At 66.7% G+C, this 11704-nt stretch carries 9 protein-coding genes; 5 read left to right on the plus strand and 4 right to left on the minus strand.

All coding sequences use genetic code 11. The annotated features are described in order from the left end of the window. Nucleotides 1–550, plus strand: a 550-nt coding sequence (locus HUU95_RS14285; protein WP_217429722.1) for a hypothetical protein, incomplete at its 5' end; no start/stop codon positions are given. After that, on the plus strand, nucleotides 528–977 hold the full coding sequence (locus tag HUU95_RS01770) for a hypothetical protein (protein WP_174278518.1): 450 nt from the start codon (nucleotides 528–530) through the stop codon (nucleotides 975–977). The genes HUU95_RS14285 and HUU95_RS01770, both read left to right, overlap by 23 nt. A gap of 23 nt (nucleotides 978–1000) precedes the next feature. On the opposite strand, the gene mobF is transcribed toward HUU95_RS01770, so the two are convergent. Genes mobF through HUU95_RS01785 form a run of 3 tightly spaced genes read right to left on the minus strand, consistent with a single transcriptional unit; the run spans nucleotide 1001 to nucleotide 5909 of the window. Further along, nucleotides 1001–3778: a MobF family relaxase gene (mobF, locus tag HUU95_RS01775; RefSeq protein ID WP_174278519.1), complete on the minus strand. Its 2778-nt coding sequence runs from the start codon at nucleotides 3776–3778 to the stop codon at nucleotides 1001–1003. Beyond that, nucleotides 3778–5580 carry a type IV secretion system DNA-binding domain-containing protein gene (locus HUU95_RS01780; protein WP_174278520.1) on the minus strand — a complete coding sequence of 601 codons (1803 nt, stop codon included), beginning with the start codon at nucleotides 5578–5580 and terminating at the stop codon, nucleotides 3778–3780. Before HUU95_RS01780 ends, mobF begins: the two co-directional genes overlap by 1 nt. Continuing rightward, on the minus strand, nucleotides 5577–5909 hold the full coding sequence (locus HUU95_RS01785; protein WP_174278521.1) for a hypothetical protein: 333 nt from the start codon (nucleotides 5907–5909) through the stop codon (nucleotides 5577–5579). The genes HUU95_RS01780 and HUU95_RS01785 overlap by 4 nt, the downstream gene beginning before the upstream one ends. A gap of 341 nt (nucleotides 5910–6250) precedes the next feature. Between HUU95_RS01785 and HUU95_RS01790 the strand changes: the two genes are divergently transcribed. After that, nucleotides 6251–6862, plus strand: a complete 612-nt coding sequence (locus tag HUU95_RS01790; protein WP_174278522.1) for a hypothetical protein — start codon at nucleotides 6251–6253, stop codon at nucleotides 6860–6862. Nucleotides 6863–6952: 90 nt separating this feature from the next. On the opposite strand, the gene HUU95_RS01795 is transcribed toward HUU95_RS01790, so the two are convergent. Then, nucleotides 6953–7315, minus strand: a complete 363-nt coding sequence (locus HUU95_RS01795; RefSeq protein WP_174278523.1) for a helix-turn-helix domain-containing protein — start codon at nucleotides 7313–7315, stop codon at nucleotides 6953–6955. A gap of 145 nt (nucleotides 7316–7460) precedes the next feature. Here HUU95_RS01795 and HUU95_RS01800 point away from each other — a divergent pair, with 145 nt between their 5' ends. Both HUU95_RS01800 and xerC read left to right on the plus strand, forming a co-directional pair. After that, on the plus strand, nucleotides 7461–10478 hold the full coding sequence (locus HUU95_RS01800; RefSeq protein ID WP_174278524.1) for a CHC2 zinc finger domain-containing protein: 3018 nt from the start codon (nucleotides 7461–7463) through the stop codon (nucleotides 10476–10478). Beyond that, nucleotides 10478–11494, plus strand: coding sequence for a site-specific tyrosine recombinase XerC (gene xerC / locus HUU95_RS01805; protein ID WP_174278525.1), 1017 nt, complete (start codon nucleotides 10478–10480; stop codon nucleotides 11492–11494). The genes HUU95_RS01800 and xerC overlap by 1 nt, the downstream gene beginning before the upstream one ends. The last annotated feature ends 210 nt before the right edge of the window (nucleotides 11495–11704 follow it).

Raw genomic sequence — 11704 nt, forward strand, 5'->3', positions numbered from 1 at the left:
TGTCGCAAACGATCCGGTTAATGGCAGGGACCCGAGCGGCAACCAGACAATCGATCCTCGGGAGGACGGTCGGCGCATAGTCTATGTCTTGCCACAGAAAAGATACGATACGATCATCGATCGGCACGGGCCTGACTCAACGAGGTCGAATGACAAGTTTCGGACCGAGCCTAGCCGTCAGGACCTGGCAAGGTATGCGCAGAACGCGATGAACAACCCGAGCGCAGTAAATGATGAAGGACGCAACGGAACGGCAACAGATGGCAAGGCTGTTTCTACGAGGGACTTCCTTTTTACTCTAAAAGGTGTTGGCGACACATTCCGAGGAGTTGGCTCTGAGGGGCAAAGTATGGTTCGCGTCGTTACGGTGCCGCTCAGTGACGTGGGCGATCCAACAGTGGCAGGACAGGCCCGTGCCGAAGCCGCTGCTTCGGCCCCTATCGCCGATGCAGTCACCGGAACGAGGGCTGCCGGTCCTCCCGAAGTGAGGGTTATTATGAACGTATATCCAATTAAGGACGAGCAAGTTGGAAAACGTCGGGATAATTAGAAGCATTCACTGCACCGCCCTCTCGAATGACGGAATGATTGTCGAAGCAATTAAGAACATCTTTCAGATATATGAGTTCGACCATGTTTTAATCAGTATTAATACTGATCGCGAATATGAGTTCGAGCTTCCTCTTTCCGAGTGGCTTAGAGAAATAGTGTCTATTATCAAATCTGGTAAGCAGGGACTTATACAAAGAAAGATGACATTTAGCGGATACGACCTATCGGTTGATATCCAACAAACGCATGTAACGCTCAATGTTCGCCGAATTGAAAACTACAATGAGATATATGCCGTCACTGTAGGACGCTCTCAGCTAAAATACCTCGTTGATTATATGAGAGAATTTTTAATAGCGTCGTATGAAAAATATGGTGGAGATCGAGACGAGTTAGAAGATATGGCTGATTATACTTTATTTTAGGGCTACGCCTTGGTCGCTTGCTATTAGTCCAGTCCTAATCCAGTCGTAATATCACGTTCCCGCCCCATCGTCGCATCGATTGCCCCGACCTGCGCGCCGTCGCGCAACCCGAGTGCCTTGGTGAGCCTGGCGCGGCTGTCGGTATAGATCGTGGCCCCATCGCGGGCGCGGCTGATCGCGACATAGGCGGCGCGGGTATCGACGGTGTTGGCGCGAAAACTCTCCAGATGGGCCATGACCCGATCGCACGTCGCGCCCTGGCTGCTGTGGATCGTGCGGACCCAGCCGGGGCGGATGTGGCGATCGGCGAGGTGGCGAAGGTCGAGCATCTGACGCTCGCCGTCGTCCTTCTCGACCAGGACGCTCGATCCCTGCGGGTCGATCGCGACGACCATCGCGGTATCGCCGTTGCGGCGCTCGGCGCGGTAGTTGTTGCGGGTGAACTGGAGCTTGTCACCGGTGCGGAACTCCTGGGAAACCTCGGTGAACGCCTCGGCATGGGTGCTGCCCCAGCGGGCGGGGTGCCAGTCGTGGGTCTTGCCCCTGGGCGGCACGAGGCGGACGGTCCCGGCCTCGGCGTCCACGCTGTCGATGCGATAGCCGATGCCGGGTCGCGGCTTGCCCTTCGCGCCTTCGCGGAACGTCAGGATATCGCCGGGGGTGTAGTTGGCGGCGTGCCTGGCGTGCGCGCGCGACAGGCCGCGGGGTTCCAGCACGGTCGCAGTGATCGCCTCATCGCCGAGCGTGCCGTCCGCGACCAGCGCGACGCGGATGGCGTCGGTGAGGTTCTGGCGTCCTTCGCGGGTCGGATCGAGCACGAGGGTATCGGCGCGGTCCTCGGGTGACAGGGCGGCGAAATCCCGCGCGATGACGGCGACGCGGGTCTGGGCGTCGGGCTGCTCGACGACGCGCCCGCCCCCGGCATCGAGCGCCTCGAACGCCGCCTTCGCATCGCCTGCGAGCATCGCCTCGACGGCTTCGCGGGTGCGGGCGTTGGTCTGTCGGACGATCTGGTCGAGCACGAATGTCGGCATCCCGGCGTCCTGCAGCTGGCCGAACGCGCGGCCCGCTCCGACCGAGCCGAGCTGATCGACGTCGCCGACCAGGACGAGGCGCGCGCCGACCTTGGCGGCGTGCACGAACAGCGCGTCGGTCTGGCGGGCGCAGAGCATCGTCGCCTCATCGACCAGATAGACCGTGCGACCGGGCTTGGCGGTGTCGTCGCCCTTGGTCAGCAGCATGGCGACGGTCATATGGTCGGCGCGGATGGCGCGACCGAGCACGGCCGCTGCGGTCGAGGTGTCGGCGAGCGCATGGACCTCATATCCTTGCGCGCGGGCGGCGTCGGCGTAGGTCGAGAGGACGGTCGTGGTCTTGGCGGTCCCGGCCGATCCTTGCACGCCGGTGATCGCCGAAGACGACAGCAGCAGGCCGCGCGTGGCGGTGCGCTGTCCCTCGGTCCAGCTATGGCCGTGCGTCGCCGCTGCCAGCTCGGCCGCGGCGACGATGCGCGATGCCTCGATGCGGTCGTGCAAGGGTGCGAACCGTGCGCGGCCTGCCCGCTCGTGCGCGAGCAGGCGCTGCTCGGTCGCGATGGCGGTGCGGGTGGTATAGCCGACCGTGCCGCTTGCCATGCGGGGGGCGGCACGAATCACGAGGTCCTGTGCGCGTTCGGCACGGACGATGGCGGTGACGATATCGGCGTGGGTGGCGTGGCCGCGCGCGACGTGACCGGCCTCGCGTTCGAGGGCAGCGGCGGTGAACACGCTGTCGCGTTCGGCGACGTGCTCGGCCGCGTCGGCGAGGGCCCGGTCGGCCGCGCGCATCCGTGCGGCGGTGCCAAGGGTCGGCTGCTCGGCCGCGCGGGCCTGGGCCTGGACGACGATGCCGCGCCGCACGTCCTCGCCGAATCCGAGCGCATCGGCGCAGGTGCGCCATGCTGCGGCGAGTTCCTTGTGATCGACGGCTTCCTTGGGCGCGCGGGTGTCGAGCGCGATCGTCGCCTTCTGCGCGGCGCTGGCGGTCGCGCGGGTCTTGCCGCGCTTGGCGAGCGCCGCCTCGATCTGGGCGGAGCGGCCGGAGAAGGCGAGTGCCACGTCGTCGGGCACTGCGTCGAGCTTGAAGGTCGAATCCGCGTCGATGGTCGCGGTGTAGCCGAGCCGCATCGCTTCGGCTGCGAGCTGCTGGTGGTAGACCGCGCCGATGTCCATCTGGAGCTGGTAGAGCGGCTGGCTCTCCAGGCTGCGCCACGCGCCGCCCCCATCTCTGGGGCCATCGCGCTGGGTGGCATTGATGATGACACAGTGGGTGTGGAGCTGGGGGTCTGGCGGGGCGTCCTCGGTCGCGCGCGCGGTGAAATGCGGGAACGTCGCTGCGACCAGGCTGTCGGTTGCGACGCGCTCGATCTTCTTGCCGTCGCGGATGCGGGTGACGGCCCCGTGGCGTTCGGCATAGTCGAGCGCGACCGTGACGGCGTGGTCGTGGGCGTCGAGCAGACGGCGGTCGCCTGCGACCAGGGCGAGGACCGACACGCTCTTGGGGGCCGACATGGTCAAATCCCATCCCAGCTTGTGTTCGGTGCGGCCGTGCCGGGTCGTGCCGAGCGTGACGCCGTTGGGGAGCTGGCCCTCCAGCATCGCGGCGAACCGTTCATGCTCGACCTCGCCATTGAGGCCGAGCGCGCGGGCGCCGCGTCCCTGCCAGCGCGAGGGAGCCTTGGCGTCGCCGGTATAATAATCGTCCGCCTCGTAATAGGCGGCAGCGGCTGCCGGGTCGGTGAGTTCGACGATGCGGGCGACCATCACAACGGTCCTGCTGTCAGCCAGTCGTCGCGATCCTCGATGCGGGATGCGGGCGCGGGCGTTGGTGGGGTGTCGCCGACGATCGCAGCGACGACGGGCATGGGGACGGCTGCGGGAATGAACGCGGGGGCGATGACGGGCATGGCCTGGGGCGGATCGATCGTTAGCTGGGCGATCGGCAATCCGCTCAGCCGCAGCAACGCCTCGCCGGTCTTCAATCCGGTCAAATCGGCGTCGATGACGAGGGTCTTGCGCTCGCGGGTGGTGGCGAGCGAACCGCGTTCGGCCTTGGGGTCGGTGCCGAGCGACTCGTTGGGGCGCTGGTTCTCGACCTCGATCGTGCCGAATAGATCGACGCCCCACTTGGCGGTCATATGGTCGCCGGTCGCCATCAGCACCTGAGTCGCGGTCTGGCCGGTAATGACCTGGCTGCCCGCCTCGGTGTAGGTCTGGTGAAGCTGGGCGATCGACTGGAACGCGAGCACGACGCCGACCTGATACTTGCGGCCTTCGGGGAGGAGTACCATCAAGCTCTGGACGGGGGGCAGCGACGCCAGTTCGTCGAGGAACATCCACACCTTCGGGGCACCGTCGATCGAGCGTTGCAGGATGGCGCTCGCGGCTGCATCGATGCACGCGGCGATGATCGGGGCGGTCGCCTCGCGGCTGCGCCTGGTCGAGGACAGGAAGATCAGGGGCTTGGGGCCGGTGTGCTGGTCGAGGGTCGCATAGAAGGCGTCGAAGCTGAACGGGCTTGCATCCGGGGGCACGGCTGCGAGCGCGGTGACGATGCGGGCCGCGCCGTTGAGCATGAACAACACGGAAGCGGTCGCGCGCTCGGCCCCTGGCTCGAACGCGCGCGCGGCCGGTGTGCCTGCGACGATGCCGCGCAGCGTATCGGCGCTGGCGCTGGTAATCATGGTGGCGAGGTCGTCGAGGCTGGTCTGCCCGGTGCGAGCGAGATGATGGATGATCTGGGCGAGCACGGCGCGGCCCTGGTCATACCATATCGTCGCTTCGGAAATGTTGGCGGGCTTGGAGAGCAGGACCGCTGCCAGCCGATAGGCGTCGGCGAGGTCGGCGACATCGGCGAGCGGGTTCCAGCGCGCGGTCCTGGCATCCATGACGTTCAGGATGATGTCGCCGCGCGCCGCGTTGTAGAAGCGTTCGACATAGGAACCATCGGCATCGAACAGGATCGCGTGCTCGCCGCGCTCGGCGGTCTGGGCGACGAGCGCGTGAAGCAAGGTCGTCTTGCCGCTGCCGGATCGACCAGCGAGCAGCATGTGGCGGGCCTCGTCCTGGGGCGGGATCGGCACGGTGCCGATGCGCAGCAGCGGGCCTTGCGGCTTGGCCTTCATGACCAGCGCGGTCAGTTCCTGGGCGGTCGCCACGCGGTTGCCTCGGAGCACCTGGTCGAGCGCTGCCGCTTGCGCGGTCATGATCCACTGCCGTCGCAAAAGCATGGTGAGGCCGATCGCGAGCGGAGCTGCAACGACGACGCCGGCGACGGCCATCCTGGTCAGCAGCCGGATCGCGGCGACGCGCTCGGGCGACGGGACCGGACCTCCGAACCCGGTCTGCTGCACCTGGAAGATCAGCGCAGGGTTGAGCTGCTGGCGCAACCACAGCACGGCGAGATGGCGATCGTCGATGCTCGTCATCATCCATACGGTCGCCGCGCCGATCACGAATCCCAGCAGCGCGCCCAAGGCTGCCACCTGGAGCATCGCGAGGACCGCCTGACCGCGCCGCGCCTCGATCGCACGGCCCCGGCTGACCTGTTCGAGGGTGCGGCTCACGGCTGCACCGCCTTGCCGAGCTTCTCGACGAACGCGGCCTGACGGTCGGTCGGCAGCATCATGAGCGCGCCGAGCCGGGCAGCGGCGTTCGCGCCCAGGCTTGCGGCAAGGCAGGCATCGACCTTGGCGATCAGCGCGCCCACCTCGTCGGCGATGCGGTCCAACTGCGGAGCAGTCGCCGTGGGCATAGCCGGTTGCGGGATGGCGAGCGCGACCGCCAGCAGCGTCCGCACGGCCTCCGCGCGGTTGGTGCCATCCACGGCAACGCGGGCGTCGAGCGCATCGGCGAGGTCGTGCGGGAGACGGGTATGGACGACAATGCTGGTCATGGTCGGTTCTCTGATGAATACGGTGCGTTGTCAGTATCTTAGCGGCTAGCTGCACTTAGGGCGTATACGGGGAGATACGGCTAAGCTGTTGGAAACGTTGGGGCACGAGGTGCGTCAGGTGTGTTGCTTACCCCTCGCGCGAGGCGAAGCCTCGTGCCCCTGCTGAAGGCAGGGCAATGTGCGGATAATGCACGGTCTGCGAGGATGGCCCGCCAAGGACGGTGCGAGTGTGCGGGAGGCGGTTCTGTGTGGACAAGGTGACGACCTTTACGGTAATGTGGCTACACACTACGGCGTAGGGCATCGCCACGCATACCGCAATAGGGTGGACGCACATTATCATGAAAACGCTAGGCTCGCGCAAGGTCGAACACTTCCTTGCCCAGTTCCACGACATCGCCCCTGACCATCTCGCTGCCTATGCGGGACGGCTGAAGCAAATCACGCGCCGGGGCTTCCCGGTCGGCGTCGGCGCAGGTCGTGGAACCCCGGCAGAATATGACGCCGATCAACTGTTCCAGTTGGTGGCGGCGATGGAGCTGACCCAGTTCGGTGTGATGCCGCTGCGCGCGATCAGGCTCGTATCGGAAGCCTGGCCTCGGTTGCGGGATGCCGTGCTAGAGGTCTGGCTGGTCGTCGATGCGGCTTCGCGTGGCTTCGTGATCGATCGGCCCGCGATCTTCTGGCGCGTCGAGGTGGAAGCGCTACGTCACATGGCGCGACCTGACCGACCCTATAGCCCGGATACCGAGGACACGCTCGACGCCATGAGCGCTGATGGGGCGCACGCCGCGCTCGATCGGCGTGGTTATGGCAACAGGCGTCACGCTTTTATCGCAGCAGATCAGGTGATCCACGATGCGTTGACCAAACTAGGCATCGAGCTTGGTGGTCATAATGCGCTGGCAGGGTTTATGCAGCGCGTGGTCCCCGCGCCCTCTATCCAAGTATAGAGCTGCTAAACGGCTCCGCCTTAGGCTGCGGCATGGTTGCCGCTCCCCGGTAGGTGCCCGACATGGTCCTCGCCGACTTCGGCGGGAAGATCAGGCGGCGTGCTGCGCGATCATCGCATCGAGCACTTGCATCACCGCCTTCTGGCTAGCCTTGGGAAGCTGCGATACGCGGGCGATCTGCTGCTCGAGTCTGGAGGCGGGGCCACGCTTGCCGGGGATGCGGATCGAGGGTTGCCCGACCAGCAGCTCGTCGAACGAAACATCGAGCAGCTCGGCGAACCGAGGTAGCATCGCCGATGCGACGCCGATGCGGCCGACCTCGTAATGGGCCAGCGCTTGCTGCGACACGCCGAGCTGCTCGGCAAGCTGCTCCTGGGTCAATCCGCGCTCCTTGCGGGCCTGCGCGATGCGCGCACCCATCTGCTTGAAGAAGGCTTCGTTCTTGGCGGCCATGGTCGTGACGATCCGTTGGGTTACGGACACGGCTATACCTCACGAGTTGCGAACATCGGTTGACTCTACTCCAATATGTAGTGATACAAAAGGGAGTTAATTAACTCGAATCCCTCTTGACAGGTTTTTGGAGAATCCCCGGTTTATGGCGCGAATCGCAGATAGCGAGATAGAGCGGCTGAAGACGGACGTGAGCCTGGCAAGGCTGGTCGAGGCGTCGGGGGTGGTGCTGGAAAAGCGCGGACGCGACCTGGTTGGGCGGTGCCCGTTCCATGACGATCACACCCCGTCGCTGGTGGTGACGCCGGACAAGAATCTGTGGCGCTGCTTCGGGGCGTGCGATGCAGGCGGCGATCCGATCGCATGGGTGATGAAACGCGAGGCCGTGAGCTTCCGGCACGCGGTCGAGCTGCTGAGAAGCGATTATGCGCCCGCCCCGGATGCGGCCCCGATCGTGCGTTCGACCGTCGTCAAGCTGCCGGTGCTGAGCACGGCCGAGGACGGCAAGCTGATGGGCGAAGTGGTCGATTACTACACCCGCGCGCTGCGGACCAACCCCGAGGCGCTGGCCTATCTGACGAAACGTGGCCTCGCCCATCCCGACCTCATCGACACGTTCGGCCTCGGCTTCGCCGACCGGACGCTGGGCTACCGCTTGCCGGCCGCGAACCGCAAGGCCGGCGCGGACGTGCGCGGCCAGCTCCAGCGGCTCGGCGTCCTGCGGGACAGCGGCCATGAACATCTGCGCGGCTCGCTGGTCGTGCCGATCCGCGATGCTGCCGGCACCGTCGTCAACCTGTACGGCCGCAAGATCAGGGACGATCTGCGCAAGGGGACGCCCGACCACCTGTATCTGCCGGGGCCGCATCGCGGGGTGCTCAACTGGCCCGCGCTCGCGGCATCGGACGAGATGATCCTGTGCGAAGCGCCGATCGACGCCATGACCTTCTGGTGTGCCGGCTATCGCAACGTGACGACGGCGTGGGGCGCGGGCGGGCTTACCGACGAGATAATCGCCGCGCTGGTCGAGCACGGCGTCGCCCGCGTGCTGATCGCCTATGATCGCGACGCTGCCGGCGACAAGGGCGCGGCTGCCGTTGCCGCGCGGCTCGCCCCGCACGGGATGGGCGTCTACCGCATCGGCTTCCCCAAGGGCATGGATGCGAACAGCTATGCGCTGACCGTCACGCCGGCCGCGAAGAGCCTGGGCGCGCTGCTGCGCGCGGCCGAGTGGATGGCCGGCACCGAGGGTCGGCCGCGCCGGGTGCCGCTCGATGACGATGCCGGTCCCGGCGACATCATGGACACCGTTCCTCTCTCAGCCGCTGAGCCTGAACCGCCCCCCGAACCGGACCTGCTCGAACCGGACCTGCCCGAACCGACGATCGCCAGCCCGATCCCGCCATCGCCGCCACCCACGGTCGAGGCCGAGGTCGGCGAGCGCGAGGTGGTGATCCAGCTCGGCGACCGGACCTGGCGCGCACGCGGCCTCGCGCGCAACGCATCGCCCGAAGCCATGAAGGTCAACCTGATGGTGCGGCGCGGGGAAGCGTTCCACGTCGATGGCCTGGACCTGATGAGCGCCAAGGCGCGGGCTGCGTTCGTGGCCGAGGCGGCGAACGAACTGGGGCTGCCGGCCGATGCGGTGAAGCGCGATATCGGGCAGGTGCTGCTCAAGCTCGAGGCGGTGCATGAAGGGCTGTTGCGCTCGATCGCGCCGGCCCCCGGCGTCGTCATCACTGCCGGCGACGAAGCGGCCGCGCTGGCCTGGCTGAAAGCGCCCGACCTGATGGACAGGATCGCGGCCGACATCGCCGCGTCGGGCGTGGTCGGCGAGGCCGAGAATGCGCTGTGCGTCTATCTGGCCGCGCTCAGCCGCAAGCTCGATCGGCCGCTCGCGGTGCTGATCCAATCGACCAGTGCGGCCGGCAAGAGCGCGCTGATGGACGCGGTGCTCGATCTGGTGCCCGAAGAAGAGCGGGTCACCTACTCGGCGATGACGGGGCAATCCCTGTTCTACCTCGGCGAGGCCGATCTGAAACACAAGGCGCTCGCCATCGCCGAAGAGGAAGGCGCGCGCCAAGCCGCCTATGCCCTCAAACTGCTCCAGAGCCAGGGGACGCTCACCATCGCATCGACCGGCAAGGACCCGACCACGGGCAAGCTGGTGACGCAGGACTACAAGGTCGAGGGGCCGGTCGCGCTGATGCTGACGACGACGGCGATCGACCTGGACGAGGAACTGCGCAACCGCTGCCTGGTCCTGACCATCGACGAAAGCCGCGAACAGACCCGCGCCATCCATGTCCGTCAACGCTACGAGGAAACCCTGGCGGGGCTGTCGGCGCGGGAGAATGGTGCCGCCATCCGCGCGCTGCACCACAATGCGCAGCGGTTGGTGAAGCCGCTCAAGGTGGTCAATCCGTTCGCGGAAGCACTGACGTTCCTCGACGACAAGACGCGCACCCGTCGCGACCATCGCAAATATCTGGGGCTGATCCGCGCGATCGCGCTGCTCCACCAGCATCAACGCCCGACCCGCACACTGGTGCGTCCCGGCACCGCACCGCTCGTCTATATCGAGGCGACGCTGGAGGACATCGCGGTCGCCAACCGGCTCGCGCATGCCGTCCTCGGCACTACGCTCGACGAACTGCCGCCCCAGACGCGGACGCTGCTGCACCTGGTCCGCCAGCATATCGACGCGCGCGCCGCGACCGAGGGGGTGCGCGCCCGCGATGTGCGGTTCACGCGTCGCGAGGTCCGCGAGGCGACCGGCTGGGGCGATACCCAGCTCAAGCTCCACCTGCACCGCCTGGAGGAACTCGAATATCTGCTGATGCGCCGCGACGGCACCCGGTTCGTCTACGAACTGGCCTGGGCAGGCGAAGGCGAGGCCGGCGCGCCGTTCGTCATGGGGCTGATCGACGTCGAGGCCCTGCGCGGGCAACGCTACGACAACGAACGGTCGGGGCTGAATGGCGACCGGTCGGCCCCCGGTCGGGGTGCGGTCGGGCCTCGGTCGGCCAACGGTCGGCACCCTGAATCTGCCACAACCGCAGGGATCGTGCGGCTTCCAGCGCTGTGTCCTGCGCCGTCCCCGGAAACCACGTCTTCGGTCGCTGGCGGCGAACGCCGGTCATACGCCCACGCTGCCCGCTGATGCCGCGCCGCGCGCTTCCCCCGCTGCCGGGTCGGCACGATCCGGACAGCCTTGCTTCGCACATGGAGCGGTTCCTGTCGGCGCTCGCGGTGCGCAACTACTCACCGGCCACCATCTTGGACCGACGCCACAGCGTGGCGACGTTCATCCTGTGGTGCGGCGAACGCGGCATCGAGCGGCCCTATGAAGTGACCAAGCCGGTCCTGGAGCGGTTCCAGCGCCACCTCTATTATCACCGCAAGAGCAACGGCGAGCCGCTGACGTTCCGCACGCAGGCAGCGCGGATGGTCCCCCTGCGCGCCTGGTTCAAATGGCTCGCGCGCGAAAACCATATCCTGTCCAACCCGGCCTCCGAGCTGGAGCTGCCGCGTCCTGAGCGGCGTCTGCCGGCCGTAGTGTTGACGGCCGAGGAAGCCGAGGCGGTGATGGCGGTGCCCGACATCGCGGTGCCACTCGGCCTGCGGGACCGCGCCATGCTGGAGCTGCTCTACGCGACCGCGATCCGGCGCGGCGAGCTGATCGCGCTCAAGCTATACGATGTGGACTATGCCCGTTCGACGCTCATCGTCCGGCAGGGCAAGGGCAACAAGGACCGCGTGGTGCCGCTCGGCGAGCGCGCCAAGGCCTGGCTGGTCGCCTACCGCGACCGCGTGCGCCCCGGCCTGGTGCTCGGTCGCGACCCCGGCACGCTGTTCCTCAGCCGCGACGGTCGTGCGCTGGAAGCCAAGCGCCTGTCGGAAAAGGTGCGCGGCCACGTCGCCACGGCCGGGATCGGCAAGCCCGGCTCGTGCCACCTGCTGCGCCACACGGCCGCGACGCTGATGCTGGAGGGCGGTGCCGATATCCGGTTCATCCAGGCCCTGCTCGGCCATGAAAGCCTGGAGACGACGCAGATCTACACCCGCGTGTCGATCGCCAAGCTGGCCGAGATCCACGCCGCCACGCACCCCGGCGCGCGCCTGGTCCGCGACCGCGCCCTCCTGGACGCCGCGCTCGCCGACGACGGCGAAGACTGACCCTTCTTCCTCAGCCGCTTGCTCTCCCGCGCGTCCGCGCGCATGATCCCGCTCGTTCTTTGAAGGCCGCTCGCGCGGTCGTGAAAAACCGCCTCAAGGCGAATCTGGCATGCCGCCCGATCGCGTCCCCCGCGTGTGCGCGTAACCCGCTGCACCGCCTCGGGAAAACCGCACCAGTAGGACCGAACCGCATCAAGCGGACCTGTTGTC

The sequence above is a fragment of the Sphingomonas bacterium genome, assembly GCF_903643065.1.
GTDB lineage: Bacteria > Pseudomonadota > Alphaproteobacteria > Sphingomonadales > Sphingomonadaceae > Sphingomonas.

Bases quoted from the DNA above. Each gene is read 5' to 3' on its own strand.
- mobF (WP_174278519.1), bottom strand. From the start codon at position 3,778: ATGGTCGCCCGCATCGTCGAACTCACCGACCCGGCAGCCGCTGCCGCC.
- HUU95_RS01785 (WP_174278521.1), bottom strand. From the start codon at position 5,909: ATGACCAGCATTGTCGTCCATACCCGTCTCCCGCACGACCTCGCCGAT.
- HUU95_RS01790 (WP_174278522.1), top strand. From the start codon at position 6,251: ATGAAAACGCTAGGCTCGCGCAAGGTCGAACACTTCCTTGCCCAGTTC.
- HUU95_RS01795 (WP_174278523.1), bottom strand. From the start codon at position 7,315: ATGGCCGCCAAGAACGAAGCCTTCTTCAAGCAGATGGGTGCGCGCATC.
- HUU95_RS01800 (WP_174278524.1), top strand. From the start codon at position 7,461: ATGGCGCGAATCGCAGATAGCGAGATAGAGCGGCTGAAGACGGACGTG.
- xerC (WP_174278525.1), top strand. From the start codon at position 10,478: ATGCCGCGCCGCGCGCTTCCCCCGCTGCCGGGTCGGCACGATCCGGAC.